Annotated in this window: 28 protein-coding genes; 19 read left to right on the top strand and 9 right to left on the bottom strand. The window is 70.9% G+C overall.

Features of this window, described 5'->3' with window-relative positions; genetic code table 11:
• The 5 genes from ACZ6X9_RS18525 to ACZ6X9_RS18545 all read right to left on the bottom strand — a co-directional run bounded on the left by ACZ6X9_RS18525 (nt 1) and on the right by ACZ6X9_RS18545 (nt 5,257).
• Nucleotides 1-1,473, bottom strand: a complete 1,473-nt coding sequence (locus ACZ6X9_RS18525) for an SCO6880 family protein (protein WP_469779040.1) — start codon at nt 1,471-1,473, stop codon at nt 1-3.
• Nucleotides 1,474-1,567: 94 nt separating this feature from the next.
• Nucleotides 1,568-2,956, bottom strand: a complete 1,389-nt coding sequence (locus ACZ6X9_RS18530; RefSeq protein WP_469779041.1) for an SCO6881 family protein — start codon at nt 2,954-2,956, stop codon at nt 1,568-1,570.
• 35 nt (nt 2,957-2,991) lie between these two features.
• Nucleotides 2,992-3,669, bottom strand: a complete 678-nt coding sequence (locus ACZ6X9_RS18535) for a hypothetical protein (RefSeq protein WP_469779042.1) — start codon at nt 3,667-3,669, stop codon at nt 2,992-2,994.
• Nucleotides 3,669-3,977, bottom strand: coding sequence for a DUF6112 family protein (locus ACZ6X9_RS18540; protein WP_469779043.1), 309 nt, complete (start codon nt 3,975-3,977; stop codon nt 3,669-3,671). Before ACZ6X9_RS18540 ends, ACZ6X9_RS18535 begins: the two co-directional genes overlap by 1 nt.
• A gap of 131 nt (nt 3,978-4,108) precedes the next feature.
• Entirely contained in the window at nt 4,109-5,257 is a 1,149-nt protein-coding gene (locus ACZ6X9_RS18545; protein ID WP_469779044.1) for a C40 family peptidase, read from the bottom strand.
• Between the two features lie 529 nt (nt 5,258-5,786).
• Here ACZ6X9_RS18545 and ACZ6X9_RS18550 point away from each other — a divergent pair.
• From ACZ6X9_RS18550 to ACZ6X9_RS18640, 19 genes are all read left to right on the top strand, one after another.
• Complete coding sequence (locus tag ACZ6X9_RS18550; protein WP_469779045.1) at nt 5,787-6,542, top strand: DNA-methyltransferase; 756 nt, start codon at nt 5,787-5,789, stop codon at nt 6,540-6,542.
• 132 nt (nt 6,543-6,674) lie between these two features.
• A complete protein-coding gene (locus ACZ6X9_RS18555; protein ID WP_469779046.1) occupies nt 6,675-7,328 on the top strand; it encodes a DUF4913 domain-containing protein in 654 nt (217 codons plus the stop codon).
• Entirely contained in the window at nt 7,325-7,804 is a 480-nt protein-coding gene (locus ACZ6X9_RS18560; RefSeq protein WP_469779047.1) for a hypothetical protein, read from the top strand. Before ACZ6X9_RS18555 ends, ACZ6X9_RS18560 begins: the two co-directional genes overlap by 4 nt.
• Nucleotides 7,801-8,394 carry a DUF3631 domain-containing protein gene (locus ACZ6X9_RS18565; protein WP_469779048.1) on the top strand — a complete coding sequence of 198 codons (594 nt, stop codon included), beginning with the start codon at nt 7,801-7,803 and terminating at the stop codon, nt 8,392-8,394. Before ACZ6X9_RS18560 ends, ACZ6X9_RS18565 begins: the two co-directional genes overlap by 4 nt.
• A complete protein-coding gene (locus ACZ6X9_RS18570) occupies nt 8,391-8,861 on the top strand; it encodes a GNAT family N-acetyltransferase (RefSeq protein ID WP_469779193.1) in 471 nt (156 codons plus the stop codon). The genes ACZ6X9_RS18565 and ACZ6X9_RS18570 overlap by 4 nt, the downstream gene beginning before the upstream one ends.
• Nucleotides 8,862-8,888: 27 nt before the next feature.
• Nucleotides 8,889-9,614 (top strand): hypothetical protein, encoded by a 726-nt coding sequence (locus tag ACZ6X9_RS18575; RefSeq protein ID WP_469779049.1) that lies wholly within the window; start codon nt 8,889-8,891, stop codon nt 9,612-9,614.
• 15 nt (nt 9,615-9,629) lie between these two features.
• Entirely contained in the window at nt 9,630-10,358 is a 729-nt protein-coding gene (locus tag ACZ6X9_RS18580; RefSeq protein WP_469779050.1) for a hypothetical protein, read from the top strand.
• Between the two features lie 476 nt (nt 10,359-10,834).
• Nucleotides 10,835-11,551 carry a hypothetical protein gene (locus tag ACZ6X9_RS18585; protein WP_469779051.1) on the top strand — a complete coding sequence of 239 codons (717 nt, stop codon included), beginning with the start codon at nt 10,835-10,837 and terminating at the stop codon, nt 11,549-11,551.
• Nucleotides 11,552-11,735: 184 nt separating this feature from the next.
• Complete coding sequence (locus ACZ6X9_RS18590) at nt 11,736-12,077, top strand: SH3 domain-containing protein (RefSeq protein ID WP_469779052.1); 342 nt, start codon at nt 11,736-11,738, stop codon at nt 12,075-12,077.
• A 98-nt stretch (nt 12,078-12,175) separates the two neighbouring features.
• Nucleotides 12,176-12,631, top strand: coding sequence for a hypothetical protein (locus tag ACZ6X9_RS18595; protein ID WP_469779053.1), 456 nt, complete (start codon nt 12,176-12,178; stop codon nt 12,629-12,631).
• Nucleotides 12,628-13,074, top strand: coding sequence for a hypothetical protein (locus ACZ6X9_RS18600; RefSeq protein ID WP_469779054.1), 447 nt, complete (start codon nt 12,628-12,630; stop codon nt 13,072-13,074). The genes ACZ6X9_RS18595 and ACZ6X9_RS18600 overlap by 4 nt, the downstream gene beginning before the upstream one ends.
• Nucleotides 13,075-13,085: 11 nt before the next feature.
• Nucleotides 13,086-13,511: a hypothetical protein gene (locus ACZ6X9_RS18605; RefSeq protein WP_469779055.1), complete on the top strand. Its 426-nt coding sequence runs from the start codon at nt 13,086-13,088 to the stop codon at nt 13,509-13,511.
• Nucleotides 13,512-13,545: 34 nt separating this feature from the next.
• Nucleotides 13,546-14,445, top strand: a complete 900-nt coding sequence (locus ACZ6X9_RS18610; RefSeq protein ID WP_469779056.1) for a winged helix-turn-helix transcriptional regulator — start codon at nt 13,546-13,548, stop codon at nt 14,443-14,445.
• Entirely contained in the window at nt 14,442-14,999 is a 558-nt protein-coding gene (locus ACZ6X9_RS18615; RefSeq protein WP_469779057.1) for a hypothetical protein, read from the top strand. The genes ACZ6X9_RS18610 and ACZ6X9_RS18615 overlap by 4 nt, the downstream gene beginning before the upstream one ends.
• Complete coding sequence (locus ACZ6X9_RS18620; RefSeq protein ID WP_469779058.1) at nt 14,996-16,264, top strand: MFS transporter; 1,269 nt, start codon at nt 14,996-14,998, stop codon at nt 16,262-16,264. Before ACZ6X9_RS18615 ends, ACZ6X9_RS18620 begins: the two co-directional genes overlap by 4 nt.
• A 51-nt stretch (nt 16,265-16,315) precedes the next feature.
• Nucleotides 16,316-17,185 carry an SPDY domain-containing protein gene (locus tag ACZ6X9_RS18625; protein WP_469779059.1) on the top strand — a complete coding sequence of 290 codons (870 nt, stop codon included), beginning with the start codon at nt 16,316-16,318 and terminating at the stop codon, nt 17,183-17,185.
• A 35-nt stretch (nt 17,186-17,220) separates the two neighbouring features.
• Complete coding sequence (locus ACZ6X9_RS18630; RefSeq protein WP_469779060.1) at nt 17,221-17,715, top strand: hypothetical protein; 495 nt, start codon at nt 17,221-17,223, stop codon at nt 17,713-17,715.
• 98 nt (nt 17,716-17,813) lie between these two features.
• A complete protein-coding gene (locus ACZ6X9_RS18635) occupies nt 17,814-18,599 on the top strand; it encodes an SPDY domain-containing protein (protein ID WP_469779061.1) in 786 nt (261 codons plus the stop codon).
• A gap of 47 nt (nt 18,600-18,646) precedes the next feature.
• A complete protein-coding gene (locus tag ACZ6X9_RS18640) occupies nt 18,647-19,687 on the top strand; it encodes an MSCRAMM family protein (protein WP_469779062.1) in 1,041 nt (346 codons plus the stop codon).
• A gap of 124 nt (nt 19,688-19,811) precedes the next feature.
• Here the strand turns inward: ACZ6X9_RS18640 and ACZ6X9_RS18645 are convergent, their stop codons facing one another.
• From ACZ6X9_RS18645 to ACZ6X9_RS18660, 4 genes are all read right to left on the bottom strand, one after another.
• Complete coding sequence (locus ACZ6X9_RS18645) at nt 19,812-20,024, bottom strand: LexA family protein (RefSeq protein WP_469779063.1); 213 nt, start codon at nt 20,022-20,024, stop codon at nt 19,812-19,814.
• On the bottom strand, nt 20,021-20,260 hold the full coding sequence (locus ACZ6X9_RS18650) for a hypothetical protein (protein ID WP_469779064.1): 240 nt from the start codon (nt 20,258-20,260) through the stop codon (nt 20,021-20,023). The genes ACZ6X9_RS18645 and ACZ6X9_RS18650 overlap by 4 nt, the downstream gene beginning before the upstream one ends.
• Before the next feature lie 447 nt (nt 20,261-20,707).
• On the bottom strand, nt 20,708-21,598 hold the full coding sequence (locus ACZ6X9_RS18655) for a tyrosinase family protein (protein ID WP_469779065.1): 891 nt from the start codon (nt 21,596-21,598) through the stop codon (nt 20,708-20,710).
• 102 nt (nt 21,599-21,700) lie between these two features.
• Nucleotides 21,701-22,518, bottom strand: a protein-coding gene (locus ACZ6X9_RS18660; RefSeq protein WP_469779066.1) for an IS5 family transposase whose coding sequence is annotated in 2 segments (ribosomal slippage) — nt 21,701-22,176 and nt 22,176-22,518 — 819 coding nt in all. Because the reading frame shifts where the segments join, the coding sequence is not laid out codon by codon here.
• Nucleotides 22,519-22,692 lie beyond the last annotated feature (174 nt).

Raw genomic sequence — 22,692 nt, forward strand, 5'->3', positions numbered from 1 at the left:
TTACAGGGCGGTGCGGGCCAGGGGCAGGGCGCCGAGGGTCAAGGCGTCGGGTTGCTGGAAGTACAGGCGGCGCAGGTCGACCTGGGCGGTGACGGCGGCGGTCTCGATCTGGGCGCAGGCCGCATCCAGGAGGGCGTCGGTCTCCGCGCTGACGGTGAGCAGGCCGGTCAGGGCGACGTCGGCGTGGCCGGCGATGAGCTGGCGCTCGCGGACCTTGACGTCGGCGTACTCGATGGAGTCGGCCTCGTTGTCGACCTGGCCGCGGCGGGCGCGTTCGTTGGCGTCGGCGATGATCGCGGCCTTCTTGCGCTGTACGTCCCGCAGGGCGGACTCCAGCCCCTGGGGCTTGTAGATGAGGGACAGGCTGCGGCGGACGCCGGCGGTGAACATCAGTCCGTGCAGGAAACCCGGACTGGTTTCGGTGCGGGGCCAGTCCTCGATCCAGTATGTGGCGTGGCGGGCGGAGTCGGTGATCACCCGGTCGGACTCCTCGACCTGGACCACGGGTCCGGCGGCGGCCGGGTCGGCTTCGGCCCGCCCGGATTCCGACCACTGCTGCAGGGCGGAGAGGGCCTTGGGGTCGTAGGCGGTGCGGATGACGGCGGCGATCTCCCGCGCGGTGAGCCAGCCGGTCACCGTCAGCCCGGCGGTGCGGGCGGCCTGCGCGACCGAGGAGGTGGTCTGCTCCATCACCGTGAAGGCGCCGGGCAGCCCGCCGCCGGCCTGGCCGATCAGCCGCTTGGCCGCCTTCATGTCCAAGGAGATCGCCAGGTATGCCTCGTGGGGAGCGGCGGCCGGGCCGGCGGAGGCGACGAGGTCGGCGTAGACCTGCCCGGCCACCGGGGTCTCGGGGCGGCCCTGCTGGGCCCAGTGCCGGGCGAGGGTGTCGCCGGAGTCGGGGACGGTGCGCTCCAGGACCTGCACCGCAGCGACGTGGCCGGTACGGGAGATGCCGGCCAGGGCACGGCCCCACGCGGCGACGTTGTGGTTCTGGGTGGCGGGGTCGAGCAGGGCGAAGGCCCGGGAGGAGACGCGGGCGACGGCGGTCAGGGTCTGGTGGTGCGGGTCGTGCACCGCGGCGGCGCCGTTCGCCGAATCGCCGGGGGTGACCACTCGCAGCGAGGCGGACGTGCCGGGCAGGTGCAGCAGGCCGTCCTGGCGGGGACGGGAGACCGGCCGGGCCAGCCACAGCGTCTGCCCGGTACGCCGGCGGTGGGTGTAGCGCACGACGATCGGAGCCCAGTCGATCAGCGACCGGCCGTTGCGGCGGATCGCGACCAGGGCCGCGCTCGCCACCCACAGCGGGGCGAGCACGACGGCGCCGACCAGCCCGGTGCTCACCACGGTGATCAGCAGCAGCGCGAGGGTGCACGAGACGAGGAGGAGCTGGGGCAGGGACAGGCCGAGCAGGATCCCGCGCCGGGATCGGTGGGGGAATTTGACCGTGAGGGGGGCGACGGAGAGATCAGACATGGGTTCCGGGAGGGGTGCGCGGGGCGGGGCCGGGGGCGGGACGCACCGGTGAAGTGGCCGGTGTGTCCCGCCCCCGGCGTCGAACGGGGCGAGATCAGATGCCGGCAGGAGGTGGCGTCGGGGAGAGAGGCCCGTTCGCCGCGTCACCCGTGGCGGGGGCCGGCGGGGCGCCTTGCGGCGGGGGCGTGGCGCCGGTGGGCGGGGCGGACATCCATCCGCCGCCCTGGCCGGACGCGGCTGCGGATCCTGATGCGCCCTGGCCGCCTCCGCCCTGGCCGGGGCCGCCGCCGAACTGGCCGCTGGTGTCCTCGGTCGGGCGGGTCGGCGGGGGCTGGACGGCCTGCTCCAGGCCGGTCTTCACTCCGCCGCCGGAGGATTCGCTGCCTCCGCCCTGGCCGCCGCTGATGGTGGGGGCGATGTCGCCGGGGAAGCCTCCGCCGGGGATCGCGTCGGGACCCTGCGGTGCCGCGGTGCTGGCGGCGCCTGCTCCGGCAGCGGCGCCGCCGGTTCCGGCTGTGGCGGCGGCCTGTGCGGCCTTGCGGGCGGCGCGTTCGGCGTGCTGCTTGGCGAGCTGGGCTCCGGCCCCGCCGGCGCGGTGGATGTCCTCGCCGTTGGTGCCCTCCGATGCCCAGTGGACGAACTTGAACGTCGCGTAGGGGCACAGCAGCACCAGGATCATGATGACGATGCCGGACATGACGTCGGCGAGCGCGTCGAGGCCGCCCTTGGAGTCCGCCTTGCCCATGGCGGAGATGCCCAGGAGGAAGATCACGGTCATCAGCAGCTTGCTGCAGACCAGGGTGGCGGTGGCTTCGATCCAGCCCCGTCGCCAGCGCCGGGCGACTTCCCAGCCGCCGCCGGCTCCGGCGAAGACGGCGAGGGTGACCATGACGAGGATGCCGACCTTGCGGACCATCATCACGCACCAGTACAGGAAGGCCCCGATGGCGGCGCCGATGCCGCAGAAGGCGCACACCAGCCAGCCGAGGGGGCCGAGGGCGCCGAGCTGGGAGACCTTGACCATGCGCCGCACGGCGTCGGACAGCGAGGACTCGGCGGCCTTGAACAGGCCGTCGGAGAGCGCGTCGACGACTTCGATGGCGACGGTGGTGGCGGCGATGGCGGAGAAGGCGAACAAGACGCCGCTCATCGTGCCGGTGAACGCCTGGCCAAGGGCCTGGCCGTCGCGTTTGACCGCAGCCCGGATGAGCTGGGCGCAGAAGGTCGCGACCAGCAGCACGAGGCCGATGGGCAAGATCAGTTCGTAGTTGCTGCGGAACCAGCCGGCCCCCAGGTCCACCTGGGTGGTCCTGTTGACGGCCTCGGCGGCGAGGTCGGCTGCGGCGGCGGCCAGTTGGCCGGTGCTCTTGGCGATCCAGTTGCCGATGCCTTCGGTGATCGCTTTGCCCGGGTCGGACACGAAGTCGATGGCGTCGGCCGCGGAACAGAGCTTGCCGGCGAGGGGAATGGAACAGAAGTCCACTGAAACGTTTCCTCCTTTCTTCGGTCAGTGGCCCGTCACGGGGCGACGCGGGGGGCGATGGAGACCAGGGAGCAGTCGCGGGAGGGGCGGCACTGCACGGCGAGGGTGACAGAACGGTCCTCGGCCCCGCCCCCGCCCTTCTTCCAGGTGATCTGCTGCTTGCCGGTGACGGTGACGGCGTAGATGTACGCCTCGGTGAGCGCGGACGGGTTCTCCGCCAGGGCCTGCTTGAAGGCCGACGGGAAGTGCGCCTCGGTGACCTTCACGGTGGCGTACTGGGCGTTGTCGGCCATGCGCGACCACAGCACCGGGTCCGGGACCTGAGCGGAGATCGAAGACCAGTCGGTGTACTTGGTCTCCTTGGTCATCCACGCGCTCATGCCGGCCAGTTGCTGGTCGCGGTTGGTGGTGCGCGTGTCGTAGGACCGCAGCATCACGGCGGCGGCCTTGACGTAGGCGAGCGGGTCGGACAACTGCGGCGGCTTGGGGACCGCGCCCGTTCCGGGGTCCGGCTTCGGCGCGGGTTCCGAGGTGCTGCTCGGGGAGGGGACGGCGGTGTCGTCGTCGACGTCCTGGCCGCCGCTGCCGGTGGCCCACGCGGTAAGGCCCGCGACGGCGAGCAGGACGCTCAGCACGAGGACGCCGGCCAGGACGCGGGCCCGGGTGGACCAGGTGGTGCCGTAACCGGAGAGGGACGAGGGGAAGCGCGGCATCAGTGGACCTGCGACCCCAGCGCGGAGAAGAAGGCGACCACGCCGTTCGCGGCACCGAGACCGAGGGCGGCACCGGCTGCGACGACGGCGCCCTTCTTGCCGTTGGCCTCGGCCTGGTGGCCGCCGGTGTGGTGGCCCCAGGCCCACACGCCGAGGGAGACGGCCAGCGCGCCGACCACGGCCACGATGCCGAAGAGGTTGATCGAGCTGACCACGTTCTTCAGCACCGACAGGCCGGGCAGGCCACCCTCCTTCGGCGTGACGCCTGGGTCGTAGGCGAGGGTGATGAGGCGGTCGGCGACAGACATGGGTATGGCGGAACTCCTTGCAGACGCGGGCAGGCGGGAGCCCGCGGTGAGGGGGGAGAAGCGGGAGAGATGACGGCGCCCGAGGGCGGCTGTCGGGCGCCGGAACAGGCCGGAGACCGGCGGGAGGGGCGTCAGATGACCCGGCGGGCGGCGAGGATGGTCCAGTCCTTGACCGGCTGGATGCGCACCGGCTTGGTCGTGCGCGGCGCTTCGATCACCAGGCCCGCGCCCATGTACATGCCGACGTGTTCGGGCACGGCGGCGGTGCCGCGGGCGAAGAGCAGGTCACCGGGCTGCAGGCTCTTGGGTGAGACCGGCTTGCCCTCGTGGACCTGGGTGTAAGTCGTGCGGGTGAGCCGGACGCCGGCATGGGCGTACGCCTGCTGCATCAGCGAGCTGCAGTCACACCGGCCCATCGGGTCCGGACCGTGCGGGTTGGTGCACTCCCCGCCCCACTGGTACAGCGTCCCGAGCTGGTGCATCGCCCACTCGATCGCCTTACGCGCCTTGGGGTTCGCGTCCTTGGGGATCGTGTAGCCCTTCGGGACGGAGCCTTCCGGAATCGGCCCGTAACCGGATCCGTCGTCGCCGGGCTTACAGCCTCCGCCCGCGCTCGACGCGGTGGTGGCCGCGCCCTTGTCCTTCGTGTCCTTGCTGGCCGTGGTGTCCTTGCCGATGTTCGGGAGCGTTTTGACGATGGCCTGCTGCAGGGCACGGGCCAGCGGCTCCCACTGGGCGTACGCGTCGGGCAAACCGGACGCCTGGACGGCCTGGGCGGCCTGGGTGACGGTCATCTGCTCCCAGCCGTGTACCTCGAGCAGCGCCTTGTAGAACCGCGTGCTCGCGTAGACGGGGTCGCGGACCTGCTGAGCGGTGCCCCACCCCTGGCTGGGGCGCTGCTGGAAGATTCCGAGCGAATCCCGGTCGCCGTAGTTCAAGTTGCGGATCCGCGATTCCTGCATCGCGGTGGCGAGCGCGACGATCTGTCCACGCTCCGGGATCTTGAGTGAGATGCCGGTGGCCACGATCGTCTTGGCGTTCGGGATCTGCTCGGCGGGCAGCTCCAGGCCCTCGACGTGGACATCCTTCTTCGAGCCCTTGCCACCGAGGATGGAGGCGACCTGCTTGGCGACGGCCTCGGTGTCGACGTCCGTGCCGGTGGTGCAGCTCGCGGCCTGGGAGTGAGCGCCGCTGGATCCGGCGGCGGCGGTCGCCGCGGCGCCGGCGATCAGGAGAGGGGAGAGGCAGACGACGCCGAGGACGGCGGCTGTGCCCTTCAACCCGCGTCGCCTCCCGGAAGGCGCGGGGAACGCGGCGGTCGTGTTTCAGGCAGGGGAGGAGGGCAGGGAGGGGTCACTGCGGTGTCCTTCGAAGTGAGGCCCGGCCGCGCATGCGCGAGGACGTGGAAAGGATGCGGCGGCCGGGGTGGTGGGTGGACCGAAACCGGCAGTCGGGGGCGCGAGTGGCAGCTCGAAGCCCAGGGCCGGCAGGCAGGGTCAGGTGGACCGGGACAGGGGAAACCTCCGCGAGGCACGTGAAAGGGAAGGAGGCCATCGGCGGTGTGCGCCGGGTTCCCCAAACAGTAAGCGCCGATTCCCGGTTGGCGAAAAAGCCCGGCGGTCAAAGGCCGAGCCAGGAACGTATGGCTGGCTGTGCCACTCAACCGGGGATCGTGGCCTACAGTTTGGGCACCACCCGCGCCCGCTGCTGCGGCTCGTGGGCTTCTATCCTCCCGCAGGCAGCCGCAGATCACGTGACGGTCGCGGCGGCCTTCTCTCTCATATCCCGGACCCGGATTGGGGATTCCCTTTGCCTTTTTCCCTTCACCAGGGCGACGCGCTGAGCGTGCTGTCCAGCCTGCCGGACGGCTGCGTCGACTCCGTCATCACCGACCCGCCGTACAACTCTGGCGGGCGGACGGCGAAGGAACGCACGAGCCGCACCGCGCGGCAGAAGTACGTCACCGCCGATGCCGGCCATCAGTTGCCCGACTTCGCCGGCGAGAACATGGATCAGCGCAGTTACGGCTTCTGGCTCACGCAGATCATGACCGAGGCCCACCGCCTGACCAAGACCGGCGGCACGGCGCTGCTGTTCACCGACTGGCGGCAGATGCCCGTCACCACGGACGCGATCCAGGCCGCCGGCTGGCTGTGGCGCGGGGTGCTGGCCTGGCACAAGCCGCAGGCCAGGCCGCAGAAGGGACGCTTCACCCAGAACTGCGAGTTCATCATCTGGGCCTCGAAGGGAGCCATCGACGGCTCGGCCAACCCCGTGTACCTGCCGGGCTTGTACAGCGCTTCACAGCCGTCGGGGAAGAACCGGCAGCACATCACGCAGAAGCCCGTGGAGGTGATGCGCGAGCTGGTGAAGATTGCTCCGCCAGGCGGTACCGTCCTGGACTTCTGCGCCGGCTCTGGTTCGACGGGCGTGGCCGCCCTGCTGGAGGGTTACGACTTCATCGGCGTGGAGAAGACCAAGCACTACGCCGAGATCGCCGCCGACCGTCTGACCGACACCCTGCGCCAGACCCTCATCCAGGACGACCTCACGCTCTCCGCCTGACCCGCCGCGCGTCTTCCGCTCACGTGCCGGCGCTTTATAGCAGGCATTCCCCGGTTAGTGAAACCGGGGAATGTCCGGATGGTTGGAGCCGCACTTCATGACTGATGGCCGCGGCTGCAAGGAGATCCATTCGTGCCTGAATCCATAGACCCCCGTGACGAGGGGGAATTGGAGCCGATCCGACTTCCGGACTCCAACTTGGAAAGCATCGAGGCCAGCGTCCGCCGCCTGATGGAGCAGTCGGCCGAGCAGGCCCGGCAGCTCGACCACCTGGCTGCCGCACCCGACCCGTCCCCCTCGCCGTTTCCCGCCTTCGGCATGCCGGGCCTGCCCGGTATGCCGCCGCTGCCCGCCGCGCCGCCGGAGCCCCGGCCGATCCTGGAGCTGGAGGGCGAGGAGTACGAGAACGAGCTCGACGCCTTGTCGGACTGGGTGGACGACTTCCTGCTGCCCACCTACGGCGCCGAAGTCACCACTGCCTCGCCGTGGTGCCAGCAGTGGCAGGAGCACGACGACGTCGTGGCCTGGTTGCACGCCCTGTGGATGGCCTACCAGCAGCACAAGGACCCCGAGGCCGGCCCTTCGGGGCCGTTCGTGTGGCACCGCGATTTCCTCACCCACGCCATGACCACCGTGCGGGCGCCGGGCGGACCGCTCTCTGCGTGCATGACCGACCCCGACCGGCCCGCCCACCGCCTGCTGCCCGGCCCGAAGCCCTCCCTGCGCTCGGCACGCGCCGACTCCGAGGAACCGGAGAACACCGACGCGGCCGAGGCCGTCTCATGAACGGTGAGCCGGCCTTCGGTCTGAGCTTCGACCCCCGCGCCCTGACCGACCTGCTCCAGGCCCCCAGCGACATCCGCGACCTCGCCCTCGCCAAGCTCCAGGACGTCGTCAACGCCGAGCTGTTCGGCGGCCGGCTGGCCGGTGACCTGGAGGGCTACCGCAAGGTCTACGTCGACTCGCGCAACGCCTGGCGCATCGTCTACGCCCAGCGTCCCGCCCCCGCCGATTCAGCCCACCGCACCGAGATTCACGTCGTCGCCGTCCGGCAGCGCGCCGGATACGACGTCTACGACACCGCCCGGGCCCGCCTGGGCATCACCCGGCACTCCACGAGCACGCGCACCCACGCCGCCCGCGCCCGTTCGCCCCAACTGGGCGCCCACCAGCCCGTCCCGAAGCCGGGTCCGCCGTACGCGATGCCCGGCCTGCCCCACCCCGCAAGCGCACCCACCCTGTCGAAAGGCCCCCTTCGTTGACGACGCCCCCCGCCCTCCTCGAAGCGCTCGTCACCCGCCTGCTGGAGGACGAACCGCCTTCCGAGAACCCGCACCACCGGCTGCTGCTCGACACCTTCCTCACCGTCCAGCATCTCGACGAGCACATCCTCGACGCCGTCCACCACGGCACACGCGCGGCAACCTGCCGCTTCGAGGGCCTGGTGGATCTCACGGACCTTCTCCTCGCCCGGCTGCACGCCGAAGAAGAGCTGCGAGCGCTGCTGTCGTCAGCCTGCTGCTGCCCCCACACCACAGCGGACGGCACACCCGCGGAAGCCGCCGATGCAGCGCAGCCGTCGGACAGCATCGTCGACGCGTGCCTGAAGGTCTTCACCGACCGCGGCGACCCGGACGCCATGGCCTCCACCGACCTCGTCGCCGCGCTGCAGCACCGTCCCAAAGTCGCCGAAGACCGCCGGCGCTACGCCGAGCTCACCCCGGCGCGCCTGGCCAACCTCCTGTCCCGGTACGAGGTCTTCCCCCGCGACATCACCCTCCCCGACGGCCGCCGCCGCAAGTCCTACCGGCGTGCCTCCCTCCAGGCGGCCGGGCGGGACCGCCGCTGCTGAACCATCCTGCCGTTCACTTCACCCGGCCGGCCCGGGCGGCGGACTGGCACCTTGTCGACGACCTGCACCGGCGCTGCTCACCGGAGAACCTCCAGCGCCGCTGGGGACGCACCCGCATCACCCGCCGCCATCTCGAACGCCTGCTGGAACACAGCACCTGCTGGATCAGCCTCGATGCCGCCGGCCGACCACTCGCCCTGGCCTCCGCCGGCTGGATGAGCCAGGAGGCCGGCGTGGCCGACGTCGCCCTCCAAGTGGCTGACGACCACCAGCGTCGCGGCATCGGCACCACCCTGGCCCGGCACGTCGCCGAGCACGCCCGCGCCCGGGGCGCGCACACCCTGGCCGCGCACACCGACGCGGCCAACACTTCGATGCTCCGCCTTCTTCACCGCCTCGGCTCGGCTCAGCTCACGCGCCACGGCACCCGCATCGATGTACGGGTCCCCCTCGGCCGCAGACCGTGACACCACTCCCAAGGAGCCCTGCAGTTCATGCTCACCACTCGCCCGTCGGCAGCGGCACGAAAGGTGCTGACGGCACTGGACCACCGCGTCGAGGCCGCCACGGGCCATAGCGTCGATCAGCTCTGGGAGCACCGCGACCGCGGTCTGCTCGACGAGTCCCATCGCCGCCTGGCCGACGCCCACCGCAACCTCGCCCAGGCGGAGACTTCGGTGACCTTCCACCGCGCCCTGCTGCACCGCCTGTCCTCCGGCGAGTTTCTCGTCGATACGGCGTTGTTCGCGCGCATCGACCGCACCGTCGGTCAACTGGAGCAGGCCGCAACCACCCGGGACGAACGCCAACAGCACCTGATGGCTGTCCTGGAGCCGCTGGAGACGGTCGCCCGGGAGCACGGCTCGTTCGGCAGCCGGGAGGCGACGGCACCGGACATCGCCGCGCTGCTGGCCATCGCCCAGGGCGCCAAGCTGCACGAGCACCTGCTCAACCAACGCCTGTCGGTCGTCACCGCCTCCGGAATCCGCCTCGGCCACGCTCAACTTCAGCGCCTGGAAGACGCCGGTCTCGTCCAGCGGGACACCTCCCACCCCGTGCACGCCGGGCAGCCCGTCACCCTCACCGACGCCGGCCGCGCGTCCCTGTCCGGCTCACACCGCACGAGCCCGCCCGCCGCGCCCGGTCAGCGGGCCGGGGCCTGGCCGGTGCCGCGGACAGCCGACGCCCGCAGCACCCCTGCCGCCCACCGCCGGCCCTGACCATCGAAAGCGACCATGCCGCACCACGAACCCGACCTGTTCCGCCTCGACGGATACGAAGGCGAACACCCTGACGCAGACGAGCATTTCTGGGAGCACGTCGCCGCCGAGCAGGAGTCGTACACGCTGCTCGCCCAGCACCACACCGACGATGCCCGCCACAGCTTCTACGTTCTGCACGACGGTTCCGCCACCTGGGGCGTCCCGGGCGAACCGCAGATCGCCGCCCTTCATGTACGGCGCGACCCTGTCGCCCGCGTGTTCAGCTTCGAGCACGCCACCCTGCCGTTGCCGGCGATGGCTCAGTCCTGGCTGATCGCTCGCGGCTGTCCCAGGGAGGCGATCGGCCTCCCGGACGGTATGGGCACGCGCCCCGCCGACGAGGCAACCCGCGTCCTGGAAGAGCGGTTGATGAGCGACGGCGACCACTTCGCCCTGCTGCGCAGCTATACCGACGACAACGCTGAGCGGCCGGAGGTCGTGGTCCTCCTTCGAGCCGTGGATGAGCGGGCACCGTTGCCCTTCCGCATCCTGCTGGAAGAAGCCGACCTCGACGCGGGAACGCACACGCTGCGCGAAGGAGGCTTCCTCGCTTACGAGGCTGCCACGTACTGGTGGGAAAACCACTTCACCGGCGATGCCGCCCCCCTGCCGCCCGCTCCGCCGCCCGCGCGCCGCAGCACCCTGCCCGCGACGCCTGCACGACCTGCGCCGGCTGCGCCACCGCGTGGCCGGGGCCGTTGACCACGCGGCACCGTACGCGCGCATCGACCGCACCGTCGACCAGATGAACAGGGTGGCGGGAGCAACTGGCAGCCGCCCTAGACCCTCGGAGACGGTGCTCGCGAGCACTGCCCCGCCGGCGACCCGAGACGAGGGCGCCGGATGCCGGCACGCTCCTGGGGATCGTCCAGGGCGCCAAGCTGCCCGAGCACCTGCTCACCCGGCGGCTGCCGCTCGGCACCGCCGCCGAAAACCGTCTCGCCCACAACCGACTCAAGCGCTGGGCGACGCCCTTTGGTCGGCGCGACACCTGCCACTCCGTCCCCGCCGGCCACACATCACCCCCACCGACTTCGACCGCACGGCGCTGTCCGGCTGAGGCCGCACGACCTCGCCCGCCGCGCCCGGCCGGTGACTCCGAACCTGGCGGGTGCCGCGAACATCTGATGTCCCAGCACCCCGCCACCGGTCTCCACCCCTGACCTCCGAAAGCAACCATGCAGCACCACGAACCCGACAATTTCCGCCTCGACGGCTACACATCTGAACGCCCCGACGTGGAGCGGCTCTGGGAGTACGTCGTCCTCGACGAGGACGAGTTCACGGTGCTGGCCGAACACCACACCGACAATGACGAGCAGAGCTTCTACGTTCTCCACAACGATGCCGTCATCCCGGGCGACCCGCAGATCGTCGCCCTGCACCTGCAACGCGACCCCGCCACCCGTACGTTTCGCTTCGAGGACAAGGACCTGCCGCTGCCGGCGATGGCCCAGTCCTGGCTGATCGCCCGCGGCTGCCCCAAGGAGACGATCCACCTTCAGGACGGTGTGGGCACGCGCCCCGCCGACGCAGCCACCCGCGTCCTGGAAGAGCGGTTGATGAGCGACGGCGACCACTTCGCCCTGCTGCACAGCTACACCGACGACACCGCGGACCGACCGGAGATCGTGGTCCTCCTGCGGGCCCTGGATGAACGGGAACCGTGGCCCTTCCGGATCCTGCTCAGGGAAGCCGACCTCGACGCCGGCACGCACACCCTGCGCGAAGGAGGGTTTTCCACCTTCAAGGCCGCCACCGACTGGTTCCAGGGCCACTTCGCCGGCGCCGGCGCCCCTCTGCCGACCGCCCCGCCGCCCGCGCGCCACAACCCCGTGGCCGCGGCGCCCGCACGGCCTGCGCCGGCCGTACCGCCGCGTGGGCGCAGCCGTTGATGCTGGAGCCCCGCGTGGCGCCGTGACGCCGGAAAGCACTGGGCTTCACGTGAGGGCCGGAACATAGCAGCCCATCTCCGGTTAGCGAAACCGGGACTTCTCCAGACCCTTGTATTCATCCCCAACGGCATTCCGGCGGGGACGTCTCCCTATCTCCCTTTACTTTCCCAGGGGTTACTTCTCCATGCGTGCTTCCAAATTCGCTGTCAACGCCGCTGTCCTCGGGGCGCTGTCGCTGCCTTTCGCCTTCACCGCACAGGCGCATGCCGCACCGGCTGCCGCACCGACCGTCGCGTCCGACTACTGCCACCGGACCGGCCCGTGGGTGATCGACGCGAACGCGGTCACCATCCGTTCGAAGGCCAGCAGCAAGTCCACCGCCGTCGGCATCCTGTACCGGGGGCACAAGTTCACCGTTCACAAGTCGAGCGGGGGCTGGCGCTACATCACCGACCGCACCACCGGTGTGACGGGCTGGGTGTCCGGCGCCTACGTCTACAACGAGGTCTACATCTGTCTGGACTAAAGCCCTGCCCATAACGGCCCAGACTGCCAGGGAGGGAATTCCACCGAGGCGGACCAGGCCCTTTCCCTTGTCGTAAAACTCATCGTGAGGAGCCGGCTGTGTCCGACGACGCCGACGACGTGATGGGCGTCATCACCCAGCAGATCGAAGCCCGATTCCAGATGAGCCTTCCCGAGCTGCGCCGGGCCGTCGCGGCAGTCCCGCGCGCCAACCAGCAGGCGACGGAAGTGGTGCACTGGCATGGCCTGTTGGCCGAGTCGCAGGCGGCGGTCGAGCGGGCTGAGGACCACCTGATTGCCCTTCTCGCCCGAGACCCGGTGCCGCTCGACGATGCGGCGATGGAACTGGCCCACCGGGTGAACATGGCCGTCACTGTCCGGGACGGCCGCGCCATGGTGGTGCGCTTCCTCCTCGACCCGGCCACCCAGGGCAGGCACGGCCCCGGCACCGGGCGCGCGGCCACCACCGCTGCAGCCCGGGGACCGGCCCTGCAGACCACTGTGCCGACGCGTCCGGCCACCGCAGGCGTCCCGGTCCGGGGAGTGGCACGGTGAGCGTGACCACCAAGCCCAGCAGCCAGGACCGCCGACTCGAAGAGACCTTCGGCGCCGCCCTCGGCGAGCTGTACGCGACAGCGACGACCGAGGCGGCGTCGGCGGCGCTGCAACGGGCACTGGAGCTGCGCAGCTTCCTGGCCCTGGCCGAGGAACAGCTCGCACGGGTCCGCGACCGCGTCCACCAAGCGATGGACCCCGACCGTGACATGAGCGAGCTGTCCGCCGACGACCTGCGGATGGACGCCCAGTGGATGGAAGCGGCGCTGGACGCCCGCGACGGATACCGCGTCGCCCTGGACGAGCTGCTGCGCACCATGCCGGCCCCGCTCACCGGCCCGCTTCCTTCTGTGCCGTTCGCCCAGCCGAAGATCAGCGTCGCGCTGCCCCCGGCCGCCCCGGCATCCCCGCATGCCGGGGCGGCTCGGGCCCGCCGACCTTGAAAGGGGGCTGATTGCCCCCCACCACGTCCCAGACGATCGCCGAACGCATCGAAGCCCTCTACGGGCAGCCGCTCGCCGCCCTCGAAGCCCACGCCGCCGCCACGGCGCACGACAGCATGCTGGCCGCCCTCCTCGGCAGCCACGCCGACCTCGCCTTCGCCGAGCGAAACATCGCCTTCCAGCTCGAACGGCTACGGCAACTCACCGAGCCGGGCAGGGACATCGACCCTGTCGACACCGGCCACATCTTCGACTGCGCCCGCCGTATCGCCCAGTCCGTCGCCGTGCGCGACGCCCAGACCAAGAGCGTGACCGCGGTGCTGACCAGCCTGCACCGGGTGCCGGCCCCGGACCTCAAGACCCCGGCGGCATCCCCGACGGCTTCCCCGGCGGCGGCACCGGCCCCAGCGGCACCGGCTGCCGCCCGTAGTCGCTGACGGCTGCGCCCCATACCCTTTCAGGAGTTCCCCCTTGGCCACCACCGGTCTGCCCAGCACCACGCTCACCGACCTCTCCCGCGTCACCGAGACCCTGGAGATGATCGCCCCGCGCTGGAGCGTGTGGGTCCTGATGACGCTCGCCGAACAACCGCTGCGCTACGCGGAGATCAAGCCGAAGCTGCCGTGGCTCGCCGACGGCCAGCTCCACCCCCGGCTGCGCAAACTCACCGACGCCGGCCTGGTCGACCGCACCGAATACGGCCCCCGGCACGTCACCTACGGCCTCACCACCCGCGGCGCGGAGCTGATGCCCGTCCTGACGGTGATCGCCACTTGGGGCAACACGCACCTGGAGAAAGACCTGGTGCCCAATGCGAAGACCGGCGAACTCGAGCCCCAGCGCATCCCGGCGGCCGACAACATCGAAGACGCCCTCGCCCTGCTCACCCCCCGCCACGCCACGCCCCTGCTGTGGGCGTTGAAGGCGCGCGGCACCAGCAGCGCCAAGGAGCTGGCCGCCGACGTGATGCCGCGTTACAGCCTCAGCACCGTCTACCCGCCGCTGCGCCAGCTCATCGACGACGGTCTCGTCGACGTCACCGACGCGCCGGCCTTCCGGCTCTCCGCCACCGGCCACGCCCTGGCCCCGGTCTACAGCGCCATGTCGGCATGGGCAGCCGGCCGCCCGCCGGCCAACGCCCCCGCCCACGCGCTGTGGGGGCAGACGCTCTCCCCCTCTCAGGGCCGGACGGGAACCTGGGTCACCCACCACGCGCGCCTGCCGGCCCCACCGGTCACCACCGCTTCCACAGTCCCTGCGTCCTCGGCGACGCAGCGGCCGGTGGCCCGGTGGCAGCCGGGCGACCTCTTCTCCCACCAGATACCCGCCCGCCCGATCGCGGCCCCGCCGACAGGAGGCCACCGCCGGTGACCACCGCCCCCGTCCTTCGGGCCGCACCGGTGGCCCACGCCGTCACCGTGCTCTCCCACCCGGGGCTGATCCGGCTCGTCACCGAGATCGACGACAACGGCCCCGTCCCTCGCCGCATGCTCGGACGGACCTTCTCCGACCTCCCGCGCCACCAGATCCGTGCCGCCCTGGAGATCGCCCGCACCCACCAGCTCCTGCGCGCCGGCCACCGCGGCGAGCCGTGTTACCTCCTCACCAGCCGCGGCACCGACCTCGCCGACGTCTACGACACCCTCGCCCGCTGGGCCCGCGCCCAGCAGACGCCCGCGCCGGCCAGCGACTTCGTCACCCGCATCCAGCACACCCTCGCGCTGCTTGGCCACCACCGCGTCGCAGGCGCGACCGACCAGAGCACCGGTCCGCACCAGGCTCCGCACGCCGTGGGCGCCGGTGAGCTTTCCTGCCCGCACCGGCCTTGGAGCGCCGTCTCCACGTGGGTCTCAGCCAACCCCTCCGTCTTCGCCGCCTCCACCAACCGCTCCGTCGCCGAGGCCGGGAGGGAGAGCACCCCTTGAGACCTGGCTCCGGGCCACGGCACGCCCGCCGTCCGATCTCCGGCAACGTGCGCGCCATCTACCTGCCGCGCACCGCCGACGCCGGCGCCTTCGCGATGACCACGTACGGCATCCCCCTGCTGGTGCTGGCCACCACCGACTCCGCCGCGCTCACCGGACTGGCGTTCGCGCTGGAGTGGATCCCCCGTCTCAGCGCGTTCACCCTCGCCGGCGCGATGGTCGACCGTCACGGCACCACGCGCGTCCTGCGCTACGCCTCGGTGGCCCGAGCCCTGGTGGTGCTGACCGCCGCCCTCGCGCTCCCCGCCCACTCCGGCGGGCCGACGGCGACGGTCACCGTCATGCTGCTGGCCGCCACCACCGGCGTCCTCACCGAGTTCAGCTACATCGCGTCCGAGACCGCCGGCGCCACCGCCAGCCGCGAGGCCGGCGAGCGGGCACACCACGTGCAGTCGGCACTCCTGGGCATCGAGCAGGTCGCCACCCTGGCCGGACCGGCCCTCGCCGGCCTGCTGCTGCAGCACACCGGCCCCTGCGGCATGCTGACCACCCTCGCCGGCTTCTCCCTGGCCGCAGCCGCCCTTGCTCCCCGCCGGCCTCATCAGCCCGCAGACGCACCGGCACCGGTGATCAAAGGGCTTCGCACTGGGTGGGAGACCTTGCGGTCCCTGCCCGCGCTGGCCTGGCTGGTGACGGGCATGACCCTGGCGAACCTCGGCGTCGGCCTCATGCAGGCCGCCGCCCCCGTCATCGTCGTCCAGCACCTGGGACACTCCAGCGCCGACGTCGGCCTGATCTGGTCGGCAGCCGCCCTCGCCTCCCTCCTGGCCATCACGGTGTGCCGGAGCGCGATCGACCGGTACGGACTATGGGCCGTGGGCGCCACCTCCGCCGCGGTCGTTACCGGCGCCGGCCTGGCGGTCGCCGCCGCTCACACCTACACCACCTACCTGGTCGTCATCGCCGCCCTCATGGCCGGCGAAGGCGGCATGTCCGTGGTCCTGCGCACCCTGCGCTCCCACCTCATCCCGCCCGAGACCTTCGGCGCCACCCTCAGCCTGACCATCCTGATCTTCCTGCTGCCCTTCCCGCTCGCCGGCCTCCTGGTCGCCCTCACCCCGGCCCCCGCGCTGGGCAGCGTCGTCACAGCCTGCGCCGTACTCCAAGCACTCGGTCTCACCGTGACCTTCGCCCGGCTGCGCATGATTCCCGGCCCGCACACCACGAAGAAGGTTCGAAAGAGCGGCGCGGCGCTGTGCAGTTGACCGTGAGCCTTACCCGGCACCGGCCCACGTCCCGACCCCCTGTAGGTGCTCATGCCCGATTCCCCCGAGATCGACGGGGACGTCTACGTCTCCCCGCGCTACCTTGCCGGCAGCACGTTCATCGGCGACCCGGCCCTTAAGCCCCTGCTCGACCTGGGCTGGCGGGCACGTCACGACGAGGACGGCAACTTCTCCCTCTCCTCGCCCGACAGCAAGATCCGCCTGGGTTACCTTCCCGAAGGCGAGGACGACGGCCTGTGGCGGATCTCCGTCTACGACGACGCGTTCGCCCAGCCGCACTGGGGCGTGTGCTTCAACGACACGGCACCCACCGAGTTCGTCACCGCCTTCACCACCGCCCTCGCCCAGGCGTACACCGACGGCCCCGCCACCTACCTCAACGGCCACGATGCGACCGGCCGCAAGGCACCGGCGTTCGACGCCGTGATGCCCCTGATCAACCACGGCTGGAAACTACAGGGCCCGCGCGGGGGCGTCATGGAACTGAAAAGCGCGGACGGCCTGGCCGGCCTAAAATACGTGATCACTCAGCTCGATCCCGGCCGCGAGCTGACCACACTGGACGCCCGCTGGTACCTGTGGGGCGGACCGGCCGGAGCCCGCTGGTACGCCACCGCCTCCACCCACACCCCCGTCCCCCTGGTCACCGCGATCACCACGGCCGTCGTCGACCCGGCCCCGGTGCCGCGCTGGCAGAACGCGATGCCCCGCGCCCTACGCGAGACCGCCCGGCTGACCCCCGTCACGCCGCCACCGCCCCCGGCGCCCACCCCGCTCGACGTGCAACGCACCGCTGCCCACCGCCCACCGGCCCTGGGCACCGTCAGCGTCCCCCGCTGGAGCACCACCTCACGGCCCGCCACCCCTCCCGCGAGCCGCCCCGCCGGCCCCCGCCGCTGACCTCTCTCCCTCTTTCCGCCGGAAGGCCCCTGCCCGTGCCCTTGCACGCCCACCAGTTCTTCACCGAACACCTCCAACTCCCCTTCGACGACAGCGCTGTCGTGGGCAACACCTACTACGCCACCCCCATCGCCGGCTCCCCGCTGCGCCTGCGTATCGACTTCGCGCGCACCATCTTCGAGGGCCGGTACGACGGCCTGCACTTGCGGGTGATCCACCCCGAACAGGGGGTGGTCGACAACGCGATCCTCACCTTCGCCGACCACGGAACCTTCGCCCGGCGGGATGCCGCTCGACAGGTGCGTCCGGGCCAGGACGGGTACGCACTCATGCACGACTGGAAGCGTGACAGCGAACCGCCCTGGAAGGGAGCCGACGTCCGAGGACTGCGCCGCGCGGTCGAACAGTACGCACAGGTGTGGTTTCCCGTCACCGCCACGGCCGCCGCTCTGCCCCGGACGCTGTCTGCCCCGGCGCCGGCCCGACCGCCGGCCTCACCAGCAGGCCACCCACCCTCGCGCACCCGCTGACCCGCTCGGGCAGACGAAACCTCCAGATGGGCGCCGCCGCCCGGCCCACCACGCCGTTCTGCCGGGCTCACCCCACCCACCGCACCCGAGGACCTCCCATGTCGACCGATCCCTTCACCCACCTCGCCCCGGACCAGCAGGTGAAGATCCTCCCTCGCCATCTCGCCGGGCCCGGGGCAGCCGACCTCCGGACAATCTGGCCCTTCCCCGAGGACTGGTCCCTGCACCAGAGCGACGGCGGGGCAGCCCTCGCCACCAGCCCCTGCCTGCGGTTGTTCACCGGCATGGTCCCCGACCCCGACAGCTCCCGGAAGGGAAAGTGGACCGTCACCGCCAACCGCGCCCCGTTCGGCGCCGGCACCTGGCAGATCACCTTCGACGCCACCACCCCCGTCGAACTGCTCCAGGACTTCCACGCCGAACTGCTCGACTTCTACCTCGAAGGCCGCCACAGCGACCGCGACCCGCTGCTCGACGACGACACAGCACCGCACGAGGCGTACGCACACCTCCTCGCCCGCGGCTGGAATCACGAGATCAAGACCGACGGCAGACAGTTCTTCCGCGACCCCGACTCCCTTGGCGTCGTCCAACACCGCTACGCCATCACCAACACCAACACACCGACCTGGACGGCCTGGGGCGGATACCCAGGCGAGCCCCACTGGCGCGCCCAGTTCTCCCACGGCACACCCACGTCGCTGGTCGCGGCCTTCACCACATCACTGGTCTCCACGGAACCGGTGACCCGCACGGCGAAGGACGTCCCCTTCCAGACCCGCCGCCACGTCCACATCGCGGTGACAACCCCGGCCAAGCAGTCGGCCACCTCCTCACCGGTCGCCACGCCACCTGCCTCCCCTGGGCCGAGCCGGGCCCGCTGACCCCCTCACCCTTCCCGGGCGCTCTGCCCCCTCCCTGGAGTTCCTGCGTGCATACCCCTTCCGCCCGCTGTCTTCCGGCCGCGGCCCTGACCGTTGCCGCCGCTGTCACCGGCACCCTGGCCTGGGCCCCGGCCGCCTCCGCCCACGCCCCCGAACCCACCCCCACCGCGACCGCCCCCGCGCATACCGCCCCGGACACACCGACCGGAGGCGTCACGATCACGAAGAAGGACCCGAGCGGAGCCATCCTCGAAGGCGCCGCGTTCAGCCTCCTCGACACCGTCAACGGCACCAAGGCCCTCCAGGGCAAAACCAACGGCGACGGCCTCCTGCACTTCGACGGCATCACCCCCGGCGTCTACCGCCTCAAGGAGATCTCCACCGGCAGCGCTCTGCACGAGCTCGTCCCGGACCAGGACGTCATCGTCACCGCCGGCCAGGACACGCCGCTGACGATCACCGACCCCTTCAAGCCGGCCGAGCTGACGGTCAAGAAGACCGACAAGGCCACCGGCAAGCCCCTGGCCGGTGCCGTCATCAACATCGCGCCCACGGACAAGGGCGACTCCATCACCCTGACCACGGGCAAGGACGGCACGGCCACGGCCAAGCTCACCGTCTCCTCCCGCACCGGCACCGCGTACACGGCCACGGAGACCAAGGCCCCCACCGGCTACCAGATGGACGCCAAGCCGGTGAAGATCACCGCAAAGCCCGGCGCACCGGTCACCGTCACCCTCGCCGACACCGCGAACAACCAGCCGACCAAGCCGCCCACCACCCCGCCGGCCTCCCCGGACACCACCACCCCGGGCAAGCCGTCGCACAAGCCGACACCGGGCAAACCCGGCGCCACCCCGACCACCCCCTCCCCGTCCGCCCCCGGCACCCCGACCACCGACAAGACCGCCGCCAGCACCCCGACGACCACCGAGCCCGAGGGCTCGCTCGCCCACACCGGAGCCAACAGCACCCCCTGGCTGCTCGGCGGAGCCGGCCTCCTCATCGTTGCCGGCGCAGGAGCGGTCTTCGCGCTGCGCCGACGCCATACGGACAACGAGAACGACGACCGCTCGGCCCAAAGCTGACATAACCTGACCAACCGCCGACACGGCCCCTGGGATCTCTCCGGATCTCGGGGGCCGTTCGCATGCCCTACCGCCCGAAGCGCCCGCCGGCGTTCCAGAAGGCAGCCGGCCGGTGATCGCCGGATCAGACGTCGAGACGGATGGAGCGATGACGGGCTCGCTGTCGGCTGATCAGCCCCATCTCTTCCAGCCGGATCAGGTGGTAGGCCACGGACGACGTGCTCGACAGCCCCACCTGTCGGCACAGCTCCCGGATCGTCGGTGCCTCACCCCGCTCGACGATGTGCTCACGCACGGCACGCAGCACGCGGGCCCGGGTCTGGGAAATCCCCGTCACTGGGCGCTCGGGAGACCGGTGGCGCGGGTCCGGCGCCGCAGCTCGACGCGGGTCGGCGACGGCCGGTCGTCTGATCGCCAGAACGGGTGGCGGGCGAGGCGGCCGGAGAGGGTGATCAAGTGCCGTCTCAGCCGGATGGTGTCGGCTGCGGCGGATCTCAGGGCGAGCGTCTCGTAGGTGTGGACCCACCCGCCATCGAGCCGAACAAGATCATCAGGCAACAGCGTTTGTGGCACCCCGGAAGTAGACCATGTGCTCGATTTCCTCGGTGAACCGACTGACTCAATGTGTGCTTTTGGCGTGACTTTGCGCGATAAGTAGCTAATGACCGCTACTTGGCCGCTGTCCTGACGTGAGCGGTCTCAGCGTGGCGAGTTGTGGTCAGGTGTGGAGACCTGCGGGCGGCGTCAACACGGTGCTGGTGGCGTGGAGGCGCACGGCGACGTACCTATTCGTTGCGATGAGTGCGGGCTGGAGGATCTCATCGTGGCGACATCGCCACCCACCCGTGGACGGCCGCCGTCAAGGCGCTGCCATACCCCTCGGCGCGTCTGCCGGGCGATTTCCCCTCATGCGGTCCGCGCCGGTTGGAGGGTGCCACGTGATCCGACGGGACGCGGTACTCGCCTCACCGGCCCGCAGGTCGTGCGTCACTGCTTCGCCTCCGGCGGCCGCGGGCTGCCTCAGGCCGCCGCGTGCCAGCGCCGGTAGGTGTAGCACATGCCGGGTCCTCGGGTGTCGAGGGTGCTGGAGACTGGCACGTTGAAGGGGACCAGGTTGTCGTTAACGGAGACGCTGCCTCCGTTGTAGGTTCTGGCCAGCGTCGGCCTGCGCTGCTGCCATTCGGCCCACAGCAGGTCGATGAAGCACTGGTGCACCCAGAAGAGGGGATCGTTGGGGGAGTACATGAACGACATGTCGCCGTCGTGGCCGCCGATCCCCGTGTGCACCGTCCCGTTCGGCCCACCCTCCACGTGCTGGCGGAGATAGTCATACGAATCGGCCCTCACGAGGATGCTTTCGAGAGCTTCCGGGCTGTAGAACGCGGAGATGGTGTTCCCGCCGTTGTACTGGCGTCGCAGATGGTGGCTGGTGGGGATGGTGCAGGGCCAGTTCGCGAAGGACCCGTCCACGACGACGTGGTCGGAGGGCCTGCCGTTGCCGCCGAAGTACGTCGGCCCCAGCACCGGTGACAGGTTCGGGGCCTTCGCGTCCTTGCTCCAGTCCCAGTAGGGCAGGACCACAGACGGATCGACCGTCTGCAGCTCCCGCTCGAAGAGACGGAGAAAGTACCGGTGCCAGGGCAGGAAGGCCGGCACCCCGTGGCCGTAAGGAGCGTTGTTGTAGTGCATGGCGACGAGCTGGGCGTAGCGGTCAGTGCCACCGCGGCCACGCAACTGGTGGACGGCGCCGGTGAACCTCTGCCACTGCTGTGCGGTCAACTCCCGGACCTCCGGGCGGACGACGATCTTGGCACACGTCGGCTCGGCCCAGGCCGCCGAGGTACCCCGCAGCGCCAGCGCCGAGCCGACTGCCCCGAACGCCGCCAGTTTCAGCACGCCGCGCCTGTCCATGAATGGCGTCATCCCCACCCCGCCTCACTCACGTCGGAGAGTCCGACGCCTGACCATTCCAACGACCCCGCCCCGGACACGACACGCTCCTTAGACCGTGTCCTATGTGGTGAGGCGGAGGAGTCGCTTGTAGCAGCACAGGGCTGCGGCGAGGCCGAGAAAGGCCAGGTAGTTGCGGGGATGACGCTCGTATCGAGGGTTGAGCCGTCGGTAGCCGGTCAGCCACGACATCGTCCGCTCGATCACCCACCTGCGACGGCCCAACCGTTTGCTGGACTCGATGCCCTTGCGGGCGATCCGGACTCCAATGTGCTTGCCGCGTAACCATTTTCGCAGGTCCGGGCGATCGTAAGCCTTGTCCGCATGCAGGCGCCCAGGCTTGAAACGGCGGCCGCGACCGGGGTCGTGTCTCGTTTGGTGACCCGCCACCATGGGCTTCAGCCCTTCGCTGTCATGGACGTTGGCGGCCGAGACGCCGACGACCAAGGGCAGTCCGTTCGCGTCCGACAGGACGTGCATCTTGGAACCCGGCTTGCCCCGGTCCACGGGGCTCGGACCTGTGTGTTCGCCCCCTTTTTAGCCCTGACGTGGGCGGAGTCCAGGACCACGCGGGTCACGTCGATCAGGCCCGCGTCGTCGAGCCGGCGCAGGACCGCCTCGTGCAGCCGCCCCCACACGCCGGCACGCGACCAGATCAGGAACCGGCGGTGGGCGGTCGACTTCGATATGCCGAAACACGGCGGCAGGGTCCGCCAGGCACAACCGCTGACCAGCACATAGACGATCGCGGCGAACACCGTCTCGTCAGGCGTGTCCTGCGTCCCGCCGCCCTGCGGCCGGACCTTCGACGGCGGGATTAGCGGCTCCGCGATCTCCCACAGCCCGTCCGGCACGATCCAGTCCCACGTTCCCCGCCCCATGACCGGTCAACGACCGCCTCACCACATAGGACACGGTCTTAGTGCCTGGCACTTAGCGGCCATGGAACGCGAGGCCCAGCCATGCCGAGTGGCCAGCTATCGGGCCACGAACTGGCCATGCGCGGATCCACGCCACCGTCTGGTCTGCATGGGGCGAGAGACCGCTGGCCAGAT

Source organism: Streptomyces sp. NPDC052910, assembly GCF_055585605.1.

Excerpts from the sequence above, each read along its gene's own strand:
- ACZ6X9_RS18525 (WP_469779040.1), bottom strand. The coding sequence starts at position 1,473 with ATGTCTGATCTCTCCGTCGCCCCCCTCACGGTCAAATTCCCCCACCGA.
- ACZ6X9_RS18535 (WP_469779042.1), bottom strand. The coding sequence starts at position 3,669 with ATGCCGCGCTTCCCCTCGTCCCTCTCCGGTTACGGCACCACCTGGTCC.
- ACZ6X9_RS18540 (WP_469779043.1), bottom strand. The coding sequence starts at position 3,977 with ATGTCTGTCGCCGACCGCCTCATCACCCTCGCCTACGACCCAGGCGTC.
- ACZ6X9_RS18560 (WP_469779047.1), top strand. The coding sequence starts at position 7,325 with ATGAACGGTGAGCCGGCCTTCGGTCTGAGCTTCGACCCCCGCGCCCTG.
- ACZ6X9_RS18575 (WP_469779049.1), top strand. The coding sequence starts at position 8,889 with ATGCTCACCACTCGCCCGTCGGCAGCGGCACGAAAGGTGCTGACGGCA.
- ACZ6X9_RS18580 (WP_469779050.1), top strand. The coding sequence starts at position 9,630 with ATGCCGCACCACGAACCCGACCTGTTCCGCCTCGACGGATACGAAGGC.
- ACZ6X9_RS18585 (WP_469779051.1), top strand. The coding sequence starts at position 10,835 with ATGCAGCACCACGAACCCGACAATTTCCGCCTCGACGGCTACACATCT.
- ACZ6X9_RS18590 (WP_469779052.1), top strand. The coding sequence starts at position 11,736 with ATGCGTGCTTCCAAATTCGCTGTCAACGCCGCTGTCCTCGGGGCGCTG.
- ACZ6X9_RS18625 (WP_469779059.1), top strand. The coding sequence starts at position 16,316 with ATGCCCGATTCCCCCGAGATCGACGGGGACGTCTACGTCTCCCCGCGC.
- ACZ6X9_RS18635 (WP_469779061.1), top strand. The coding sequence starts at position 17,814 with ATGTCGACCGATCCCTTCACCCACCTCGCCCCGGACCAGCAGGTGAAG.
- ACZ6X9_RS18655 (WP_469779065.1), bottom strand. The coding sequence starts at position 21,598 with ATGGACAGGCGCGGCGTGCTGAAACTGGCGGCGTTCGGGGCAGTCGGC.